The organism is bacterium (genome assembly GCA_024226335.1).
In the GTDB taxonomy this organism is placed as follows: Bacteria; Myxococcota_A; UBA9160; order SZUA-336; family SZUA-336; genus JAAELY01.
On sequence record JAAELY010000029.1, the window covers coordinates 34,495 to 54,366 of the forward strand.

Here is a 19,872-nt window from a genome sequence, read left to right on the forward strand (position 1 = left end):
CGAGTTGATGAGCGACGTTGAATTGCATCAGTTTCCGAGTTCCCATTTCAACGAAAAGGCCCGCTGGGCGCTCGATTTCAAGGGCATCGAGCACAAGCGAATTCCGCATCTGCCCGGACCACACGCCCTGGCGATCCGCAGACTCAGTGGCCAGACCGCAACTCCGGTCCTGGATCTGAATTCCAAGGTGATTGCGGGTTCCGCACAGATCATCGCTGAACTGGAAAGGTTCAAACCCGAACCCGCTCTGTATCCAGAAGACCCCGTCCTGCGAGAGCGCGCACTCGAGATCCAGCGCTGGTTCGATAGCGAGATCGGTCCGCAGGTGCGCTGCGCTGTGTTTTCTGTGTTACTCGAGGATCTGGGCTATCTACACGCGACGTTTGCATACCCCCACGGTGCGTTGAAGCGCACCATCTATCGGGCCATGCTTCCGCTGGTAAAACCGGTGATCGCCAAGGCAAACGGCGTCACCGGGCCGGCCGCAGTCGACGCGGCGTTCGCGGGTACGACACGAGGCTTCGACTTCGTCGCGGCGGAATCGGCACAGACGGGCTACCTGGTCGGCGATCGCTTCAGCATCGCAGATCTCACCGCGGCTTCACTTCTGGCTCCAGCGATCCTCGCGCCGCATCCAGACATGGCCAAGCGGGAACCCGTACCCGCGGAAATCTCCGCCTTCGTTGCACGCTGGAAGGACCATCCGGGAGCCCAATGGGTGCACCAGCAATACCGAACACACCGGCCGGACCCGGCTACCCGCTGAAGCCCGCGTTTCATAGCGGCCGGAGGAGGGGATGAAATTCCAGCCGTCGCTTCATGACTGGCTGGAAATATTGTCTTTACTAAGGTTTGGGTATGCGAGCCAGGAGAATCAGAAGGCGGGCACGAGGAATCCTCGGTGGCCGCCTCGCGCCCGATCAGGCCTTCGATGGGGACACGTGCGTCCCGAGTTCACCCGGAGGCAAGAAGCGCTGATTCGCTGAGCGCGCAAATAGAACGGAATGGCGGCCGGCCGGGTCTTCACCTGGCGGGCCGTTTGCAATTATGGCGGAACTGACGAAGACCGGCGGCCTCAACAGAGGTTTTCATGTCGATACTCAATCTCGTCAACGTCACATTGAACCGGGGAGGGCGAACGCTCTTCACGGACTTGAACTGGTCGCTGCCCGCCGGACGGTGTTATGGCCTGGTCGGTCCCGACGGCAGCGGAAAGTCGAGCCTGGTGCGCGCGATCGCCCGAATCGATTCGCTCGACGGCGGTCGCATCGAGCGCTCGCGCAATCTGCGAATCGGCTATGTCGCTCAGGACGTCGACCTGCCTGAGGATCAGACACTGCTCGAAGTCGCTTCCGTGCTTCCTCCCGAGTTGGGCGAACTCGAAATCGAACTCGAGCGCATCGAAGCGCGACTCGCGGATCCTGCGGTTACGGGGGACGAAGCTCTGCTCACGCGCGTGCTGGAGCATCAGGAGCGGGCCCTCGAGCGCTTCGAGACTCTGGGTGGGTTGTCGCATGCGGGTCGAGTCCGTTCGGTCTTGCGCGATCTGGGCTTCTCTGAAAGTGAATTCGAGGCGCGAATCGACAGCTTCTCGGGCGGGCAGAAGAAGCTCGCTGCGCTGGCGCGTGTTGCGTTGGACGGCCCCGACGTGCTCCTTCTGGACGAACCGGACAACCACCTCGATCTCCTGTCAAAGGAATATCTGGAACGATTCGTCAGCGGGTTCCCCGGCACTGTCGTCCTGATCTCTCACGATCGCTACCTGCTTGATTCTCTCGCCGATGGGATTGCCGAACTGACCGACGGTGCACTGAGCCTGTACAAGGGAAACTACAGTGTGTACTCCGCCGAGCGCGAACTCAGGCGAGCCCGTCAGGCTCGCGAGTTCGCCCTCCAGCAGAAAGAGATCGCGCGCCTCGAAGCGCAGATCCAGCGCTTCGAACTCTGGGCGAGCATCGTCGTGAACGAGCGCCATATCAAACAGGCGCGAAGCCGCCGCAAGAAGATCGCGCGCATGGACGAGCTGGAGCGGCCGCGCGATTCGCCGCTCATGGGGCTCGCGCTCGAAGGCGGGCGAGGTAGCCGTATGGCCATCCGTACCCACGGGCTCAGCATGGGCTTTCCCCAGAAACTGCTCTTCGTCGATCTGGAACTCTCGCTCGAACACGGCGAGCGCGTGGGGCTGGTGGGCGCGAACGGCTCGGGCAAGTCAGTGTTGCTGAAGCTGATCACAGGTCAGCTTTCACCACTGGAAGGACGCATCGCAATCGGGCCCAGTTCCCGACTGGGTTACTACGCACAGGAGCATGAGACGCTGGATCGCTGGTCGTCGCGCAGCGCTCTGGAACTCGTTCGCGACTCTTCACCGGTGACTGAAGACGAGGCCGTTGGCTTTCTGATGCGTTTCGCCTTCCGCTACGACCAGATCAGGCAGCCGATCGATCGGATGTCGGGGGGAGAACGCAGCCGGCTTCAATTAGCGCGCCTGATGCTGCAGAAACCGAATGTGCTCTTGCTCGACGAGCCGACCAATCACCTCGATCTTCCTTCCGCTGAGGTCCTCGAAGCCGTGCTCGATGATTTCAACGGCGCTCTGCTGGTTGTTTCCCACGATCGCTACTTCCTGGATCGTTGCGTCGACCGCGTCATCGAAATCCGCGACGGCGAGTTACTGCCCTTCGACGGGGGCTATACCGACTATCGCGCCGCTTTGAGCGAATCCGGAGGAGATTGAGATCACTCGGCGTCGCGGGTCGGAAAGGCATAGACTCGAAAGGCGCGATCAGATGGAGTCTGAATGTTCGCTGCCACTGACGTCCGTGAATAGCCCGGCTTCAGCTGAACCCGATCCGGCCTTTCCCCGTGGCCTGTTCATCGTCGGAGCGTTGCTCGCGCTCTCGCTCGGCTTCGTCACGCCGCCGTTCGGCGTGCCCGATGAACACGTTCATTTCTACCGCGCGTACCAGATCTCAGAAGGGATCTGGGTTCCGTATTCCCGAGGAGACGAAGTCGGCGGTGAGCTGCCCGCAAGTCTGCCCGGAGCGAGCGCGGGTTTTTTGCAGATGCGCAATCGGCCGGATGCGAAGATCGAGTCGAGTTCGCTTATGCGAGCTCTCGGTTGGCCGTTGGACGCATCCGTTCGGCGTTTCGTGCGTTTCGATGCGACCGTCGCCTATTCGCCCGTCGCGTACGCACCGCAGGCGCTCGGCATCGCCATTGCGCGCACTCTCGGTCTAGGGCCTCTTCCGCTTCTGTACGGCGCCCGCCTTGCGAACCTGGCGGTCGCATTGATGTTGATCTGGTTTGCGCTCAAGCGCGCGCCGAATGCGAAATGGGTCCTGGCCTGGCTCGCCTTTTCTCCGATGGCCGCGTTCCAGTTGGGTAGCGTTTCGCCGGATGCGCTGACGAATACCAGTGCATTCGCTTTGATCGCCTGCTTGTTCGCGCGCGCCAGCTCAGACGATGGGATGACTCGCTCTGAGCTGTTTACGTGGATCGCACTCGGATTGTTGCTCTCGCTCGGTAAACAGGTGTACCTGGTTGTGGTCTTGCTGATCATCGGAATGGAGAGCCGCTGTTTCGGATCGCGGACTCGTCAGTTTGGCGTATTGGCAATCGTCCTGGCGATCGGTGCATTCGGCGTCGGTTCGTGGGCTCTGGCCTCGCGCAGTTCGACTCTGCCGGAGAGTTGGGTCGCCGGGGTGGATCCGGGAGCACAGATTGCCTGGATCTGGGCTCATCCGTTTGAACTTCTCGGTCTGCTCTTCGCCGAAGTCCGGGATTACGGTCCGCAATACATCGAACTCAGTTTCGGGCGCTACCTGGGCTGGCTCGACACAGAGCTGCCTCGCTTCGCGATCTGGCTCTTCGCGGCGTTTTCCCTCGGTATCGCGCTCTGGGATGGCGACGCGAGCCGGCCTCTGAAGCTTCGTCTTCGCGTCGTCTCTCTGGCGGTCGCGGTCATGGGTATCTCGATCGTCGCCCTCGGAGCCTATGTGTTCTCCAATCCGCCTGGCGCGGCTGAAATTCGCGGGATCCAGGGTCGATACTTCATTCCTTTGAGTCCGCTGGTCTTCCTGCCGTTGGCCGCAGCGAGGTTTCGGACTCTGGTCGACGCTCGTCTGACGGCCGTCCGAGTGCGAGCGGGTTTGCCGATCGCTCTGGGCGGATTCTCCGCGATGACTCTATACTGTGTCATTACTCGATACTACTCCGGCTAGGGAATCTCTGCACAGGGAGGATTCGAGCGAGAAGCGAGAGTCGCCGCCTGAGCAAGAAGCGTGATCCGATCGCAGATCCGTAGATCTGCAGAGGGTCGCGCGACGCAGCGCAGGTGGATGCATCGCGCTTCACAGCCGCAGCCTCCCTGTGCAGAGGTTCCCTAGAAGCCGGTGTGGCAATATGTCCGGCGCTGGCGCGGCATCCGGGCTCGGCGTAACATGACGGCCGCTTTCGGACCCACGAGTCCGAGCCCCGAAGGAGGCCCGCCGTGATCGAGTGGAGTGAACAGCATCTGATGATCCGCGATACCGTCCGTCGCTTTGTCGAGGACGAAATCGCACCCAATCTCGAGGAACTCGAGCACGGCGATCTGCCGCCCTACGACATTCTGCGCAAGCTCTACTCCACCTTTGGCATGGATGAGATGGCTCGAGCTCGCTTCGACAAGCAGATCGAGAGGGAGAAGCAGGGCAAAGCGCCGCGGAAATCGAAAGACACGCCCGATGACAGCGCGCGTGCGGATCAGGCCGCGATGTCGATCATCCCGATCATCGAACTCTGCCGTTTCTGTCCGGGCATGGTCACTGCGCTCGGTGTTTCGACCGGCCTCACCGCGGCGGCGGTCAATTCCAAGGGCACGATCGAGCAGAAGGAGCGCTGGGGAAAGGATCTGCTCACGCTAGAGAAGATCGGTGCCTGGGCGATCACGGAGCCCGGGTCCGGATCGGATGCTTTTGGCGGAATGAAGGCAACGGCTCGCCGCGAAGGCGACGAATTCGTGCTCAACGGAAGCAAGACCTTCATCACTAACGGACCCTATGCCGACACGATCGTTTTCATCTGCAAGCTGGAAGAAGACGGCGTCGATCAACGCGATCGCACGATCCTGAACTTCGTTCTCGACAAGGGCATGAAGGGTCTGGAACAGACCCGGCCACTGCGCAAGATGGGCATGCACTCGTCCCCCACCGGGGAACTCTTCCTGAACGATCTGCGCTGTGGAATGGAGCACCTGCTCGGCGGCGAGAAGGCGCTCAAGGGAAAGAAGGGCGGAGGTCGCGAAGGGGCGAAGGATACCTTCTCGATGGAACGCTCCGGTGTTGCGGCGATGGCCCTGGGCATCGTGGAGCGTTGTCTGGAGCTTTCCGTGAAGTACGCCAAGGAACGCGTGCAATGGGATCGCCCGATCGGGGAGTATCAGCTGATCCAGGACAAGCTGGCGCGCATGGAAGTCGCGCGAATGAACCTGCAAAACCTGGTGTTTCGCACGATTGAGCTGGCTTCCCACGGCCAGGGCATGAGCTTCGCGGAAGCTTCAGCCATGAAACTCTACGCTGCGCGGGCTGCGGTCGAGGTGGCGATGGAAGCCGTCCAGGTCTTTGGCGGCAACGGCTATATGGCCGAATACCAGGTCGAACAACTCGCGCGCGACGCGAAGGTTCTCCAGATCTACGCGGGTACCGACGAGATCCAGATTCGCGCCATCGCCCGCGAACTGCTCAGCAGGTAACGCTTCGGCGGAACTGGGACGGGTTTCCGGTTCACGGCTTCTGGGCCGGGTGGCCGTACTGAAAACTGATCACCTCACAAGGTGCGCATTGGAATGCGTGCACCAGAGGTCCAGCGGACGGATCCCGCGTCGACATCCATTCGTTTGCGCGGCCATCCGGGAGAGCTCAGGGAGCGTTGCACGAACGCGGCCAGGCTCAAGAGCAGCAGAAGGCCGAATCCGAAGCCAGCGCTGAGCGACCAGAGGATCACACCGGAGTATTCGATCGTCGACTCGAGCACACAGATTTCGGGTTGATCTTCCAGGAAGACGATCTTCAGGATCCGCCCGAGGTCCTCGGATTCATTGGGCCAGACCTGGACCTTGGCGGTGCACCTCTGCCCCGTCCGGGGACCGGTGCTCAACTCCAGAAGGGCCAGTCCCGGGTTGAACCTTTGGACCAGTTTCGCATCTGCTCGCTGCCCGTCCTCGTGGAGCAGGTAGCACCGCCAGGCGCGCACCATGGGACCGGTTGCGACCAGCAACATACCCGCAACGATCAGGGAGACGATCGACCAGAGCAGCAGGGACTGTCGGCGCGTTGTCATGAGCGCCTGATCGGCCCACCAGATGACATTCTTGAAGTCCCTATACAGGGAGTACGTATCGGCCTTTCATGCACCCGGGGCGCTCCCCGGTGAGATCTGCCAGACCACCGGTTGTCTGAGTGTGACGGAGAATCTCGACCTGTTGACGACCCGAGTGTTTGACGACGGAGGTGACGGGTTCGCGGATGTCGGAGACACCATCGACTACACCTACAATGTCATGAACAGCAGTCTGGTCACAGCTGCCAATGTCTCCGTGGGAAGCAGTGGGCCAGCCTCTGCGAGTTGTACGGGAGGAAACCCGATCCCGTCGATCGCTTCGGGCGCCTCGGTTGTCTGCACCGGTCAGTACGTGCTAACGCTGGTCGACGTCGACGCCGGGCAGTTCTTTAGTTCAGCGGTAGCCGTGAGCGGTTCCAACGCCGCGCAACAACACAACGACCTGATCCTTCTGCTCCCGGCGGCCCCGGCGGTCCCTTTACTGGGTGCGTCGTTGCTGACATTCCTGGCTGTGGGATTAGGCGGCATCGTTCTGGTTGGAGCGGCGAAGCGGGTTCGAGATGGAGGGGTAGGGTAAGAAGAAGCCCCTTCAGTACTGGTGGTATAGCGAAAGCGGTTCGGCGAGAGTTCGTCATTCACCCGTGAATTTGGGCCGTCGCTTTTCCAGGAAAGCCCGCATGCCTTCCTGCTGATCCTTCGTACCCATGGTGCGCATCACGGCGCGCCTTTCTTCCGCCAGACCTTCGACGAGAGAGCGCTCACCTGCCCCGACGACGGCGCGAAGAACGCCCGCGACAGCGATCGGTGGCATTGCCGCAAGTTCGTGAGCCAGAGCGCGCGCGCGTTGCTTGAGTTCGGCGATCGGCCAGACCTCGTTCACCAGTCCGATGCGCAAGGCTTCCGGCCCCGAGATCTTCTTCGCGCGCAGAATCATGTCCAGTGCGTGATCGCGCCCCACGCAACGCGTGAGCCGGGCGCTGCCGCCCCAGGCGGGTACGGAACCCAGGTCCATTTCGGGCAATCCGATTCGGGCGCCTTCGCTGGCCGCGAGGCGGAAGTGACAGGCCAGGGGAAGTTCGAGTCCGCCGCCCAGGCAGTAGCCGTAGAGCGTTGCGATCGTGGGTTTCTCGAGGTTCTCGATCGCCGAAAGAACGCGCAGGCGTTGATCGAATACCGCCTCGATGCTGCCCTTGCGTTGGACTCCCTGGGGCAGTTGTTTCAGGTCCATGCCGACCGAGAAGTTGTCTTCTCCGACGGCGGAGAACACCACGGCTCGTATCGAGGAGTCGGTCGCGACTCGCGCGACCTCGAGTTCGAGAGCGTCCATGTAGTCGAGGCTCATACGGTTTCGCGGTGCATCGTTGATCAGGAGACTGACGACTCCTCCGTCGCGTTCGACAAGCAGAGCGGGGCGATCATCGGAATCGGACATGTCTTCCTCCATTTCGTGTGGGCATTTTATCAGGAAGATGCTTCTTCTCGCACGCCGGACGTGGCGCGGTGAAGCCTGTTAGGATCCTCGCGTGTATATGATTCGAACGTACCCAGGCGCAGAACTATGTCGCTCCTGCTGATTCGTCACGGAGAGACGGCGATGAACGCAGCGCGCGTCATGCAGGTGGCCGGGACGCCACTGTCCGAAAAAGGTGTGGAGCAAGCGTCGCGCCTGGGCCGGCGTCTGGTCGATTTCCCGATCGGCCGGCTCGTATCGAGCGATCTTCGACGCGCAGAGATGACGGCCACGGGAATCGCCGAAGCCACGGGACTCGAGGTGGAATTCGAACCGCTGCTACAGGAGCGGAACTTCGGAGATCTTCGCGGCACTCCGTACGCCGAGCTGACCAGTGATCCGTTCGCGGTCGATTTCGTTCCGCCAGGCGGCGAGTCCTTCGCGGAATTCGACGTCCGTGTGGATCAGGCGTGGCAGCGCATTCTAGAACTGACCAGCAGTACCGATGGCGACCTGGCGATTGTCACCCACGGGCTGGTCTGTCGGTCACTTCTGATCCGCCACCTGGATTTCGACGGTCTCGAGGATCCCACGGCGTTTCACAACACGGGCCTCACTGTGATCGGTGAGGGGGCTCCGTGGAGAGTCAGCCTGTTCAATTGCACGACTCATCTCGCCGAGCTCGCCTCCGATCGGTATTCTGCGCCCGTCTGAAATCCAACGCCCCGGTTTCCCGAATCCATTTCCACAGGAGATCGATACGTGAAACGTGCACTGAAGTTCGTCGCGGCTCTGCTCACCATCAGCGTAGTAATCGCCGGGATCGCCTATCTCTTCCGAACCGATCCCATCGGGCCGATCTCGGGCCGCAAGCTCAGCGGCGACGAGGTCTCGTGGCCCGACAACTGGGACTTTACCCGCGAAATCATGTTCGCTGCGATCGAAGTCCGCCCGGATGATCCCCATTCGGTCACTACGATCGTATTCGTGTACGAGGGTGCGCTTTTCATTCCCGCAAAGAACGGTTCGAGCAAACGCTGGACACAGTACGTAAGTGCGGACCCGAGAGTCCGTGTGAAGCTCGGTGATCAGATCGTTCCCGGTCGCGCGATGCGTATTGAAGACGACAGCCAACGCGAGGCGATGACTGACGCCGCGCGTACCAAGTACGCTTCTTTGTTGCCCGCTGGGGAAGATCCTCCGCAAGCGGAAGACGTCTGGGTCTTTCGCATCGACCCCCGCTAAAGCGCCCGTATAGAGATAACGCTGCTCTGCCGAAGGAAAAGGTGCATTGCCTTCTATCTTCGGAGACAAAGCGTGTACGGACTGGTCAATCAAGCCCTTGAAGATCTGGTTGTCAAAACGGCAGATGATTCCGTTTGGCAATCGGTGAAGCGCACGGCGGGCATCAGCCTTCCGGGTTTCGTTTCAATGGAAAACTACGAAGACGCGATTACTTTCGATCTCGCGGCCGCCGCGGGCTACGAACTCGGGATGACTCAGCAGGAATTACTGCGCGCGTTTGGCAAGCACTGGATCACATTCTCTGCAAGCCAGGGCTATGGAGCTCTGTTGCGCATGGTCGGGAAGGACATTTCCGAGTTCATCGCCAATATCGATGTTCTGCACGCCCGCGTGAGCATGAGCTTGCCCGATATGGCACCCCCGTCATTTCGTGTCTCCGAGGAGTCCGGCGGAGAACTGATCGTGCGCTACTACTCCGAGCGTTCGGGATTGACGCCCATGGTCATCGGTGCGCTCGAGGGTCTGTGTGAGATGCTCGGTACTCCTTATGCGGTAGAGCATGTCACCATGAAGGGAAAGGATTGTGACCACGAAGTCTTTCGCATGCGGCCGTCAGGTTGCGCGTCTTGAGACCGAAGCCGCTTGGACTCGACAGCGAAGCGCTCTCGCGGTGCTTTCCCTTTCACTTCGCGATTGATCGGAGCTTGAAGATTCTTCAGGTCGGCCCCTCCCTGGTGAAGGTCCGGTCTCGGTTCACTCCAGGTGCCGATCTGGCTGATCTTCTGTCGATCCAATCCCCGAAACTGGAACTGGAATTCGAGAGCCTGGTCGCGCAACCGCGTTCTCCGTTCATGCTTGAACTTCGCGATCCCACCCTCTGTCTCCGCGGGCAATTCCTGGAGATCGAAGCGGGAGAGGTGGCGCTCTTCGTCGGGTCTCCCTGGGCCCATTCCATGACCGAGCTGGCCGATACGGGTCTTATCCTGGGTGACTTTGCAGCTCACGACAGTACGATCGAGCACCTCTTTCGGCTGAACACACAGAATGCCGCCGTGGCTGACGCGAGGCGGATCCAGGAGAGATTCCAGACGGAAGCCGCCGAGCGTGCGCACCTCGAACGGGTAGGACGCGCGCTGGAAAACGATCTGGATGCTGCAGGTGACTTTCACCTACACGCTTCCCGCACCGGGCAGATCCTGAATTTGCATGCGACTCCCACACTCCGCGCGCTCTCAAATTCTGAACTGGCCGGGAAGCGACAGGTAGGTGAAGTGCTGCCTGCACTCGGCGAGATGCTCGACGAGATCTTCGAGAAGCTGGACGAGAACGAGCTACCCCATCCGTTTGAGCTCTCGGTCGCGCAAGCTGACCGGATGCTCACCCTCGACTGTCGCGCAGCCGCTACGTTGTCCGGAGGAGCTCTCATCGTCGGTCGCGACGTGAGCGATCGCCGCGAACTCGAAACCCGGCTTGCGCATAGCGTGCTACACGATCCGCTCACGGGGCTGCCCAATCGATCGCTGCTCGCAGATCGGCTCGAGCATGCTCGAAGTGTCTGTCGCAGTGACAGGAACTCATCACTTCTGGGTCTACTGTTCATCGATCTGAAAGAGTTCAAGGACATCAACGATGCCATGGGGCATGCGGTGGGAGATCAACTCCTGAAAGCCGTAGCGCGCAGGTTGTGCGAAAACCTTCGTCCCAATGATACGGCTGCCCGTCTAGACGGGGACTGTTTTGCCGTTCTCCTGGACGAGATCGCTCATCCGAGTCAGGCCCTGGAGATTGCATTTCGTCTGCGGGAAGAGATTTCTCAGTCGATGAAACTGAGCGAAATCGAAGCTCATCTCGACTGCAGAATCGGAATTGCGGTCAATGACGGTCAGGCCAGTGTCGACAAACTCTTTGCCCAGGCGGGCATGGCCATGCATCGGACAAAGTCCGAAGGCGAGGATGATGTCGGCCTGTTTGAAGGGAGCATGCAAGAGCGGGCGAGTCACAGACTGGAGGTCAAGCGCGATCTGGCTCGAGCGCTCGAGGCGAATGAGATCGTCGTATTCTTCCAGCCGATCGTCGCAATCGATACGCTGCAACTCGTAGGTGTGGAAGCTCTCGTACGCTGGCAGCATCCCGAACGAGGCCTGTTAGGTCCGTGGGCCTTCATCGATGTAGCCGAGGAGTCCGAACTGATTGTGCCTCTGGGTGCCCGCGTCATGGAACTCGCACTCGAACAGACGGCCGCCTGGCACCGACTGGGCGGACCGGTCAGCAAGTTGAAGATCTCTGTCAATCTCTCACCCAAGCAGCTTCTGCAAGACGATGTGCCCGCGACATTCCAGCGCTGCGTCGAACGCGCAGAAATCGATCCACAACGCGTGACGCTTGAAATTACGGAGAGTCACGCAGTCGCGGATCTGAAAGCAACGGTTGCAGTTCTCGATCGCTTGCGCGTATTGGGTGCCCGCATCGCGATGGATGACTTTGGTACGGGCTTCTCTTCGCTGAGCTATCTGGAACAGCTTCCGATTGATGTATTGAAAGTCGACAAGGCGTTCATCGACCGGCTCGGTTCCGGGAAGAATGCGCCTCTGGCGGAGTGGGTCATCTCCCTGGGCCAGACTCTCGGTATGGCCGTCGTTGCGGAGGGGATCGAAGAAGCGGACCAGTTGGAGATCCTTCGCGAACGCGGTTGCGAATTCGGTCAAGGCTATCTGTTCGCTCGTCCGCTCCCTGCGGCCGAACTGACCGCGCAGATCGTGTCCGCCGCAGGGCCGATGCCGGTCTACACCATCAAGACGGAAGAGGACTAGCCGGGACATCCACCGGTAGAGAAAGACACGAATTCGCTCCCTTTGTTACTTGTAGAGCGCCTCGACGTTTTCGATGTCTGGACTGTGGCGGAAGCGACGATGTCCCCACATCCACTGTTCCGGATTCTGGCGGATCAGCGCTTCCATGCATTCATTGCAACGCGCCGTCACGTGTTCGATGTCCCGTTTGCGATCGCCGCTCAACTCAAACTCCAGTTCGGGTAGAGCCGTGGTTCTGTGTCGGTCCGGGCCATCCGGTAGCACGTAGAGCGGAATGATGGCCGCCTTGGCGCGCAGGCCGAGCGTGGCGATGCCTGCCGAAGTAGAACAGCGCACGCCAAAGAAGGGAACGAAGACACCGCGCGAGCGACGGGAATACTGGTCCAGGAGGACGCCCACGCCCTGGTTCTTGCGCAGCGCGCGCAGGATCTGCATCCCCGCCTTGTTGCGATCGATCAGTTGGGTTCCCGCGCGGGTTCGGGTGCGTTTGAGGCGCTCGTAGATGCGCTGGTTTGCCATCGGTCGACCTACGACCGCGGATCCGTGCTCGCGGAGCGCGATACTCGCCGCTTGCGTGCCGACCTCGAAAGCGCCCAGGTGCTGAGTCAAGAGGATCGCCCCTTTGCCCCGAGAGAGAGCGGCTTCCACGTGTTCCATGCCGACAAACCTGCAGTTCTGTTCGACCTCGGCATCACTCCAGTATTCCGAGTGAACGAAGTCGACCATATTGCGTCCGAAATTCGCGTAACTCTCCCGGCCGATCGTCTCGCGCTCTGCTTCGCTGCGTTCGGGAAAGGCGATGCGAAGATTCGTGAGCGCCCAGCGCACGCGTTTACCGCGCTGGTCGAAATAGCGACGAGCCGCCGCGGCTGCGATCCGCTTGCCCGTCGAACGAGGAACCGAGCGCACGAGTCGAGACAACGCCAGGTAGCCGCCGTACTCCAGGCGGTCATCAATCTTCACGTGTTCTCCCCCAACGCCCGGTTCCGGAACCGTCGCGAGATGATAGCGCCCAGAATCGACTCGGGAGACGTTGGCCTCCGCGGGTCGAGTGCAGAACGCAGTCTGTTTCGGTTCTGACAGTACCGGTGGTTTCGGCGATACTACAGAACACTGGAGGCTCCTAATGATGGAAAAGACGCTGGAACTGTGGCATCAGGCCGTCCGCGGACAACTCGCGGGTGGGCTGGATGAGATTCTTCACGAAGACGTGGTGTTCTATTCGCCGATCGTCTTCACTCCCCAGAAGGGCCGTGAGGTCACGAAACTCTACCTGAGCGCCGCCGGTGTGACGCTTGGAGGCGGCGAGAGCAGTGGCTCCGGGTCCGGCGGTGCGTTTCGATACACCAAAGAGGTGGTTCTGGGCAACCACGCTGTGCTCGAGTTCGAAACCGAGATGGACGGCAAGTACGTCAACGGAGTCGACATCATTACGTGCAACGACGACGGCAAGATCGTCGAGTTCAAGGTCATGATCCGACCCCTGCAAGCCATCAATCTGGTGCATCAGCAGATGGCGCGAATGCTCGAAAAGCTCGGAAAGAACTGAAACAACAGCGCGGCAACGCGAAGAAATGGGGTTCCGGTGACATCAGTGGATCGCGAGCTCGATCTCATCGTCTGGGGAGCGAGCGGGTTCACAGGAAGGCTGGTCGCCGAATACCTTCTCGAGCGTTATGGCGCATCGGGAGACCTGCGCTGGGCGCTGGCCGGACGCAACCGCGCCAAGATCGAAGCCGTGCGCCGGGAGCTGGGTGAGCCGGCGGCGAAACTCGAGATCCTGCTGGCCGATGGCGACGATACTCCGAGCCTCGAAAGGCTGGTGAACAGAACCCGCGTCGTGTGCACGACGGTGGGGCCCTATGCGATGTACGGATCCAAGCTCCTGGCGGCCTGCGCGTGCGCGGGGACCGACTACTGCGACCTGGCGGGAGAAGCCCATTGGATGCGTCGAATGCTCGACGCGCACCTCGATGAGGCGGCCGCCAGCGGCGCGCGTATCGTTCACAGCTGCGGCTTCGATTGCATTCCCTCGGATCTGGGCGTGTTCTTGATGCAACGCGAGATGCGCAGTCGTCACGATGTGCCCTGTGCGCGCATCAAATTCCGCGTCAAGGGATTCAGCGGTGCGGCGAGCGGAGGCACGATCGCCAGCATGACGAATATGATGGATGAGGCCGAGAGCGATCCGGAAGTGAACCGCGTCATGAACGATCCGTACGCGCTCAACCCCAAGGACCGGCGTTCCGGTCCCGATGGGCAGGAGCGCGTGATGCCCGCATACGATCTGGATTTTGCGGAATGGACCGCCCCATTCATGATGGCCGCCATCAATACCAAGATCGTGCGTCGCTCCAACGCTTTGCTCGACTACGCCTACGGTCCGGAGTTTCGCTACGACGAGGCCATGCTCATGGGATCAGGCCCCATCGGCCTGGCGAAGGCAGCGGGAATTTCGGCAAGCATGGGCGCGATTCTGGCCGCTGCGTCTCTCGGTCCGCTGCGCCGTGCATTCTCTTCTCGTTTGCCCGCACCTGGCGATGGGCCGACGCGGGAGCAGCGCGAAGCGGGCTATTTCGACATTCGGTTGCTAGGCGAACACCCCGACACGCCTGCGAAAAATCTCCGCGCACGCGTCACGGGAGATCGAGACCCGGGCTACGGGTCTACGGCCAGGATGCTGGCTGAAAGTGCTGTGTGCCTGGCGAAGGATCCGCGCACCGTTGGTGGAGGAATCTGGACGCCGGCCGCGGCCATGGGCGATCCCTTGCTCGAGCGACTTCAGCAGAACGCGGGACTCAGCTTTACGATCGAGGCGTGAGTTCGGTGATCAGGTGTGCGTCGCACCAGCGTCGCACGGAGTTGATCGCGAATAGGCGCGTCGCCCGGGCGAGAGCAGCGATGGGGAGCACCGCTTCTTCGATCTCGCCCCTGGCCAGCAGGTGCGCGCGGTAGGTCCCGGGCAAGAGGCCCGACGAGGCCGCCGGAGTGAGGCGCCGGGAATCGATTTCCAGCACGATGTTCGCCGCACAGCATTCGGTGAGTTCCCGTCGTTGGTTCCAGAGCAGCACGTCACCCGCCTCGGGATGGGAAGCCAGGGCCCGCTGGTAGGTCTCGCGCCTCGAAGTCTTGTGCTGTAGGAAGACATCGTCGCTGGCCACTGGCCGATCGCCGAGCGCGAGCAACACGGGCGAACTGGGCTTCGGAGTCTGGTGTTCCAGCCAGATCGATCCATCGCGCGAGAGTTCCAGGCGAACTTTTCGCGCTTCGTCGGGCAATTCTGTGGCCAGTGCTTCGAGCCTCGACCGGGCCTCTCCGGCGTCAAAAGCGAAGCCAAAATTCGCCGCCGCCCGGGCCATCCGGGCCAGGTGAAGATCCAGCAGGAGGTAGCCGCGCGGGGGCTCCCAGAGCAGGGCCTCGTAGATTTCGAAGCGATCGAAATTCATCCTGGGACGAATAGCACAGCTCCAGACCGTTGTATCTCTACCCGCTGATGACTGCATTAGGTTTGCAAGTTATTGAAATAGCTCGCGAAATCGGATTCAACGGGCGGAATGCGGGGGGCGCTCGTCGAGCACCGGCAGAACGGGGATTTTTTGCAACGAATACGGGGGTTTTCCCCTGTAGTTGCGTCGGGCTGACAGGGTATGGTCCGGTTCTCTTGGAGGGAGACAGGGAAATGGCACGAATTCTGATAATGACTCTCGGGCTTTTCGGAATGCTGTCTGTGGCACTTCCGGCATCCGCGGCGCCGACGACCTACAACTTCACCTCAGGTGATGCGACGATCACGGCCGACACGACACCCGGTGGTGTATCGGTTCTGGCGTCCGCCTCGTATCCACTCGACGGAATCTTCGTCGAGTTCGACGATGCGCTACCGGCGCTGACCGATTTCGCGATTTCGGTTGCGCCCACGGGCGTTATCGCGATGGCCAATCCGTACGGCGGCTACGATCAGCTCGAAATCGTCTCCGCGATCCTGACGCCCGGGGTTGGATACACGAACTTTTTCGTCGCCGGCGGTCCGACGTCATACTCGTTCGCCGTCGGTCCGGTGGAGGTCAACGCGGTCTATAACGTCACGGATTCGACCCTGACCAACCCTCCCCAACTCGGCGTTCCGCTCACGTTTTCCAATAGCTCCATCAGCGGCACGATCGACATCAGCCTGATGCAGCTGGAACTTTCCGGCCTGACCCTCGGCGTTCTGAGTGGCGCAGCATTCGGCGAAGCTGATGACCTGGTCATCAAGGCAGACATCACGCTCGAGGGAACGGCCGTTCCCGAACCTGGTCTGGGTGTTCTGCTCGGAATGGCCATTGGAACCTTCATCGCCGTTGCCCGACGGTCGAATCGAGGCTAAACCTCCACATTCTAAGCGCCGCCTCCCCTCCAGGAGATCCCCTTTTTCGAAAGAAGACATTCAGCACAGCCCGTAGAATCGTCCGCGATGCGCTTTCGGTCGTCGCGGTTCTGAGCCTGTTTTTCGGCATCAGCGGATCTGCCAGCGCAGCCACAACCGTCGCCGTCATCGGCGGAGCCGGTCTCGATCTGGCTCATGCTTGCGTGAGTCCCGCTGGTGGTGTCTGCACCGCCGGCTCCAGTGCGTTCACGGGCACCGGTGCGGTCGTGACGCTGGGCCAGGTCACCTTCAGCCCTGATCCCGGCACTGTCGGTATGGGAACCGCCGACGTGCAACTCTCGCTACAGGTGCCGCTGGTACAAGCTGGTAGTGGCGGTGGAGTCTCCAATGTCATGTTCATCGGCATGACCTACGAGGTCACCGGCCAGACGGTTTTCGCAAACAACGCGGGCGGCGGTTACACGAATTACATCGGGCTGGGAACGACGGCAGGCACGATCAACGGTCAGTATATGCAGGACGCCAATCCCGCGATTGCGATCAACAACCTGCCGGGCCAGCTCACCGCGCTCAATTGTCTCGTCGATATCAACGGTGCGGGGGCCTGCGGATTCACTTTCGGACCGACTGACTTCACCTTGGCTGTTGGTTCCGAGACCTACGACTTCCAGCACACGTTCAACGTGCTCGTTCCTGAACCCGCCACTGCGAGCTTGCTCGGCGTGGGCCTGCTGGCATCGATCATCGCTGCCTCGCGGCGACGCCACAGCCTCTAGAACGGCGAGACCGCTGCGGGACGGCAGCTTGTCGTTCTTGCCGGGTGTTGCATCTCCGGAAAGCGTCGTTTCTGCCCGTACATCGCTGTCCTGATATCCTGTCCCCATGGAAGATATCGAACGACTGCTGATCGAGCGTGAGTGCGAACGACTGGTGACCGCGTATTGCCATTACGTGGACCATGGCGAAGCCGCCCGAATCGCCGAGTTGTTCACCGAGGACGGTGTCTGGGCGAGTCCCCAGGTCACCATGAAAGGCCGCGCGGAACTGGAACAAGGTTTCCAGGCGCGACAGGACAATGCGGCGCGCATGTCGCGTCACATCTGTCACAATTTTCTGTGCGACGTCCAGGATGCGAACCGCGCCGAGGGTGTGGTCTACCTGACGTTGTACCGTCATGACGGCGATCCCGAACGCGCGATTTCTCCGCTCGAGGGGCCCGAGATGGTGGGTGAGTATCGCGATCGCTTCGAGCGAACCCCGGAAGGCTGGCGGATCGCCGAACGCCGTACCGTCGTCAGCTTCTTTCGAGGTGCGAAGTGAGCGAGATTGCACAACGCCACAAGGGGCGTCGGGCGCTGGTCACTGGAGGCGGAAGCGGTATCGGACGCGCTGCCGCTCTGCGCCTGGCCGCCGAGGGTGCCTCGGTCGCGGTGTGTGACAAACGGGGAGAGACCGCGAAGGTCGTCGCTGCGGAGATCGCTGCGGCCGGTGGCAAGGCGCTGGGCATCGAGTGCGATGTAACTGTCGAACATCAGGTCGAAGACGCCGTGCGGCAGACCGTCGAAGCCTTCGGGGGTATCGATTCGCTGTTTGCCAACGCCGGAACCGCCGGTGCGGGCTGGATTCACGAAACCGAACTGGCCGACTGGGAGTTCGTGCTGCGGATCAATCTTACGGGCGTGTTCCTGGCGGCGAAGCACGTGATTCCGCACTTGCTCGAAGCGGGTGGGGGAAGCGTCGTCACGACGGCTTCGATTGCGGCTCATGTGATTGGCGCCGGGGGATCAGCAGCCAGTTATGCCGCATCCAAGGGGGGAGTCCTGCAGCTTACCCGTCAGATTGCGGTGGACTACGGTCCGCAGGGGATTCGCGCCAATTGCCTTTGCCCGGGAGCCGTGAAGACCGGACTCGGAGCGAACGTGATCGAGGATCGCGAGCAACAGTCGACGCCGCTTCCCGAAGGCGGTCGTCTACCGCGCGGAATGCCGCGGCCGCCTCTGGCGCGAGTTTCGGAACCGGAAGAACAGGCCGCGGTGGTCGCCTTCCTGCTCTCGGATGAAGCTTCGTTCATGACGGGCAGTGCCGTGATGGTCGACGGCGGCTACACCGCGATCTGAGCTAGACGAGCAAATACGACATCGATCCCGACTTTGCCACGCTTCTTCCGTTACTCCCGACGGCCATTGATCTGTCGACGCTCGACAGAGTTCGCGGGATTCCCTAGCGGGTCGGGGCTATCAAGAGCCTGCCTTTTGGCAGCGCTTCAATACCGCCTGTGCAAAGCGATCGGCCGCGAGGGGATCGACCTTAAGGAAGAGGCAGGGCTCGAAGAGTTCGGCTTCCAGAAGAGCGGCGGAGCCATCTCCGAGGTGGATCACGTCTAAACGGGCGTAGAGTAGCGGCTGCTCGATTCCGAACTGGCTCGCGAGCAGCGCGCGGATTGCCGTCGAAGCTCGATTCGCCACTGCGCGTTCTTCGACAGAAGGTTCGCGCGAAGAGATATCTTCGAGGTACTCGCCAGCGACGAATCCACCGCCGACGGCCAGAAGTTCGCCTTTTCGGAATCCGTGTGAGTATTCTCCGGAAAAGAAGACCAAAGATGTCTCGCCGATCTCCATGACCGAGGCGGCGTATTCCTGGATCATGACCGCGAGGTCTTCGCCGATGATCCGTTTGGCGAGTTTCATGGCCGCCGGGTCGTCTGCGAAGAAGCGTCCGGTGTTGCGACTGCCCGCAGAGATGACTGGCTTGACCACGATCTGATTCGATCCGAGATCTTCCAGAGCCTTCGCGCACTCGTCCAGTCCGTTTGCGAAAACCGTAGGGACCACGGGAACGCCTTGTTGCCCAAGCTGCGCAAGATAGTGTTTGTCGAGGTTCCAGCGCACGACGGCGGGCTCGTTGCAGATCGGCACTCGAGCCTCGAGGCCCTCCAGCCAGTCCAGGAATTCAGGGAGACGTTCGGTGTAGTCCCAGGGAGAGCGCAGCACCACCAGGTCAAAGCTCTGCCAGTCCACTCCGGGGTCGTGCCAGACCGGGTGGAGTAGAGGTACGCGTTTACGGGCAAATGCTGCATCGTGCAGCGGTCGATCGTGATCGGCGTCCTGGATCATATCCAGATCCGTCGTGACGAATGCGATCCTCACCTGTCTTCCGAGCCTCCTTGGCGCTCTCCAGACACTGTGCCATCTTCAGATGATGGCGCGCCTGCTTCTCCTGTTTATCGTCTTGCCCGCAGTCGAACTCGGTTTGTTGATCGAGATCGGCGGCTACATCGGAACCCCGGCAACGATCGGACTCATCGTGGTGACCGGTATCGTAGGTGCCGCCCTGGCCCGACGACAAGGGCTTCGCGTGATCGGTGAAATCCAGAGAGAACTCGCCGAAGGTCGCCTTCCGGCTTCTTCGCTGATGGACGGCCTGATGATCCTGATCGCGTCTGCCCTCCTGGTGACGCCCGGCGTTTTGACGGACGTGTTCGGATTTCTGTGCCTGATGCCCGGCTTTCGTTCTCTGGTCAAACGCTCTCTGAAGGCTCGTTTCGAGGCTGCGGCGCGCGAGGGCAGGGTGCACGTCAATATCGCGGGAATGGATCTTGGGCGTTCCGAGGACTACGGCGACGAACCTATCATCGACGTGACGCCCGGGCGTTCTGATCGAAAACCCTGACCCCGGGCGAGGGA

At 61.0% G+C, this 19,872-nt stretch carries 21 protein-coding genes; 16 read left to right on the plus strand and 5 right to left on the minus strand.

The window, feature by feature from the left end:
* The first annotated feature begins 7 nt into the window (after nucleotides 1–7).
* From GY725_01150 to GY725_01165, 4 genes are all read left to right on the plus strand, one after another.
* Nucleotides 8–766, plus strand: a complete 759-nt coding sequence (locus GY725_01150) for a glutathione S-transferase family protein (GenBank protein MCP4002777.1) — start codon at nucleotides 8–10, stop codon at nucleotides 764–766.
* Between the two features lie 324 nt (nucleotides 767–1,090).
* The gene (locus GY725_01155; GenBank protein ID MCP4002778.1) at nucleotides 1,091–2,734 is read left to right on the plus strand and encodes an ABC-F family ATP-binding cassette domain-containing protein; all 1,644 of its coding nucleotides are present in this window, start codon (nucleotides 1,091–1,093) and stop codon (nucleotides 2,732–2,734) included.
* Between the two features lie 52 nt (nucleotides 2,735–2,786).
* A complete protein-coding gene (locus tag GY725_01160) occupies nucleotides 2,787–4,220 on the plus strand; it encodes a DUF2142 domain-containing protein (protein ID MCP4002779.1) in 1,434 nt (477 codons plus the stop codon).
* A gap of 269 nt (nucleotides 4,221–4,489) precedes the next feature.
* Entirely contained in the window at nucleotides 4,490–5,731 is a 1,242-nt protein-coding gene (locus tag GY725_01165; protein MCP4002780.1) for an acyl-CoA dehydrogenase, read from the plus strand.
* A gap of 74 nt (nucleotides 5,732–5,805) precedes the next feature.
* Here the strand turns inward: GY725_01165 and GY725_01170 are convergent, their stop codons facing one another.
* Nucleotides 5,806–6,318: a hypothetical protein gene (locus GY725_01170; GenBank protein ID MCP4002781.1), complete on the minus strand. Its 513-nt coding sequence runs from the start codon at nucleotides 6,316–6,318 to the stop codon at nucleotides 5,806–5,808.
* A 31-nt stretch (nucleotides 6,319–6,349) separates the two neighbouring features.
* Here GY725_01170 and GY725_01175 point away from each other — a divergent pair, with 31 nt between their 5' ends.
* Nucleotides 6,350–6,895: a hypothetical protein gene (locus GY725_01175; protein ID MCP4002782.1), complete on the plus strand. Its 546-nt coding sequence runs from the start codon at nucleotides 6,350–6,352 to the stop codon at nucleotides 6,893–6,895.
* 54 nt (nucleotides 6,896–6,949) lie between these two features.
* Here the strand turns inward: GY725_01175 and GY725_01180 are convergent, their stop codons facing one another.
* Nucleotides 6,950–7,750, minus strand: a complete 801-nt coding sequence (locus tag GY725_01180) for an enoyl-CoA hydratase/isomerase family protein (GenBank protein MCP4002783.1) — start codon at nucleotides 7,748–7,750, stop codon at nucleotides 6,950–6,952.
* Between the two features lie 162 nt (nucleotides 7,751–7,912).
* Between GY725_01180 and GY725_01185 the strand changes: the two genes are divergently transcribed.
* The 4 genes from GY725_01185 to GY725_01200 all read left to right on the plus strand — a co-directional run bounded on the left by GY725_01185 (nucleotide 7,913) and on the right by GY725_01200 (nucleotide 11,823).
* Entirely contained in the window at nucleotides 7,913–8,482 is a 570-nt protein-coding gene (locus GY725_01185) for a histidine phosphatase family protein (protein ID MCP4002784.1), read from the plus strand.
* Between the two features lie 48 nt (nucleotides 8,483–8,530).
* Entirely contained in the window at nucleotides 8,531–9,013 is a 483-nt protein-coding gene (locus GY725_01190; GenBank protein ID MCP4002785.1) for a hypothetical protein, read from the plus strand.
* Between the two features lie 72 nt (nucleotides 9,014–9,085).
* The gene (locus GY725_01195) at nucleotides 9,086–9,643 is read left to right on the plus strand and encodes a heme NO-binding protein (protein ID MCP4002786.1); all 558 of its coding nucleotides are present in this window, start codon (nucleotides 9,086–9,088) and stop codon (nucleotides 9,641–9,643) included.
* Nucleotides 9,640–11,823 (plus strand): EAL domain-containing protein, encoded by a 2,184-nt coding sequence (locus tag GY725_01200; protein ID MCP4002787.1) that lies wholly within the window; start codon nucleotides 9,640–9,642, stop codon nucleotides 11,821–11,823. Before GY725_01195 ends, GY725_01200 begins: the two co-directional genes overlap by 4 nt.
* Before the next feature lie 45 nt (nucleotides 11,824–11,868).
* Here GY725_01200 and GY725_01205 read toward each other — a convergent pair whose 3' ends face one another.
* Nucleotides 11,869–12,786 (minus strand): lysophospholipid acyltransferase family protein, encoded by a 918-nt coding sequence (locus GY725_01205; protein ID MCP4002788.1) that lies wholly within the window; start codon nucleotides 12,784–12,786, stop codon nucleotides 11,869–11,871.
* A 163-nt stretch (nucleotides 12,787–12,949) separates the two neighbouring features.
* On the opposite strand from GY725_01205, the gene GY725_01210 reads away from it, so the two are divergent.
* On the plus strand, nucleotides 12,950–13,372 hold the full coding sequence (locus GY725_01210) for a nuclear transport factor 2 family protein (GenBank protein ID MCP4002789.1): 423 nt from the start codon (nucleotides 12,950–12,952) through the stop codon (nucleotides 13,370–13,372).
* 36 nt (nucleotides 13,373–13,408) lie between these two features.
* Nucleotides 13,409–14,644 (plus strand): saccharopine dehydrogenase, encoded by a 1,236-nt coding sequence (locus GY725_01215; protein MCP4002790.1) that lies wholly within the window; start codon nucleotides 13,409–13,411, stop codon nucleotides 14,642–14,644.
* On the opposite strand, the gene GY725_01220 is transcribed toward GY725_01215, so the two are convergent.
* Nucleotides 14,628–15,269, minus strand: coding sequence for a hypothetical protein (locus tag GY725_01220; GenBank protein MCP4002791.1), 642 nt, complete (start codon nucleotides 15,267–15,269; stop codon nucleotides 14,628–14,630). The two genes, GY725_01215 and GY725_01220, sit on opposite strands and share 17 nt — an antisense overlap.
* A 233-nt stretch (nucleotides 15,270–15,502) precedes the next feature.
* Here GY725_01220 and GY725_01225 point away from each other — a divergent pair, with 233 nt between their 5' ends.
* The 4 genes from GY725_01225 (at nucleotide 15,503) to GY725_01240 (ending at nucleotide 18,306) form a co-directional block, all read left to right on the plus strand.
* Nucleotides 15,503–16,189: a hypothetical protein gene (locus GY725_01225; protein ID MCP4002792.1), complete on the plus strand. Its 687-nt coding sequence runs from the start codon at nucleotides 15,503–15,505 to the stop codon at nucleotides 16,187–16,189.
* A 203-nt stretch (nucleotides 16,190–16,392) separates the two neighbouring features.
* The gene (locus GY725_01230; protein MCP4002793.1) at nucleotides 16,393–16,965 is read left to right on the plus strand and encodes a PEP-CTERM sorting domain-containing protein; all 573 of its coding nucleotides are present in this window, start codon (nucleotides 16,393–16,395) and stop codon (nucleotides 16,963–16,965) included.
* 106 nt (nucleotides 16,966–17,071) lie between these two features.
* Nucleotides 17,072–17,509 (plus strand): nuclear transport factor 2 family protein, encoded by a 438-nt coding sequence (locus GY725_01235; protein MCP4002794.1) that lies wholly within the window; start codon nucleotides 17,072–17,074, stop codon nucleotides 17,507–17,509.
* Entirely contained in the window at nucleotides 17,506–18,306 is an 801-nt protein-coding gene (locus GY725_01240; GenBank protein ID MCP4002795.1) for an SDR family oxidoreductase, read from the plus strand. The genes GY725_01235 and GY725_01240 overlap by 4 nt, the downstream gene beginning before the upstream one ends.
* Nucleotides 18,307–18,426: 120 nt before the next feature.
* Here GY725_01240 and GY725_01245 read toward each other — a convergent pair whose 3' ends face one another.
* On the minus strand, nucleotides 18,427–19,335 hold the full coding sequence (locus GY725_01245; protein ID MCP4002796.1) for a hypothetical protein: 909 nt from the start codon (nucleotides 19,333–19,335) through the stop codon (nucleotides 18,427–18,429).
* Nucleotides 19,336–19,384: 49 nt separating this feature from the next.
* On the opposite strand from GY725_01245, the gene GY725_01250 reads away from it, so the two are divergent.
* A complete protein-coding gene (locus GY725_01250; protein MCP4002797.1) occupies nucleotides 19,385–19,858 on the plus strand; it encodes an FxsA family protein in 474 nt (157 codons plus the stop codon).
* Nucleotides 19,859–19,872: the final 14 nt, after the last annotated feature.

Coding starts and splice junctions, on each gene's coding strand:
- GY725_01225 (MCP4002792.1), top strand. CDS start 15,503: ATGGCACGAATTCTGATAATGACTCTCGGGCTTTTCGGAATGCTGTCT.
- GY725_01210 (MCP4002789.1), top strand. CDS start 12,950: ATGATGGAAAAGACGCTGGAACTGTGGCATCAGGCCGTCCGCGGACAA.
- GY725_01155 (MCP4002778.1), top strand. CDS start 1,091: ATGTCGATACTCAATCTCGTCAACGTCACATTGAACCGGGGAGGGCGA.
- GY725_01150 (MCP4002777.1), top strand. CDS start 8: ATGAGCGACGTTGAATTGCATCAGTTTCCGAGTTCCCATTTCAACGAA.
- GY725_01235 (MCP4002794.1), top strand. CDS start 17,072: ATGGAAGATATCGAACGACTGCTGATCGAGCGTGAGTGCGAACGACTG.
- GY725_01170 (MCP4002781.1), bottom strand. CDS start 6,318: ATGACAACGCGCCGACAGTCCCTGCTGCTCTGGTCGATCGTCTCCCTG.
- GY725_01250 (MCP4002797.1), top strand. CDS start 19,385: ATGATGGCGCGCCTGCTTCTCCTGTTTATCGTCTTGCCCGCAGTCGAA.
- GY725_01160 (MCP4002779.1), top strand. CDS start 2,787: ATGGAGTCTGAATGTTCGCTGCCACTGACGTCCGTGAATAGCCCGGCT.
- GY725_01180 (MCP4002783.1), bottom strand. CDS start 7,750: ATGTCCGATTCCGATGATCGCCCCGCTCTGCTTGTCGAACGCGACGGA.
- GY725_01185 (MCP4002784.1), top strand. CDS start 7,913: ATGAACGCAGCGCGCGTCATGCAGGTGGCCGGGACGCCACTGTCCGAA.
- GY725_01220 (MCP4002791.1), bottom strand. CDS start 15,269: ATGAATTTCGATCGCTTCGAAATCTACGAGGCCCTGCTCTGGGAGCCC.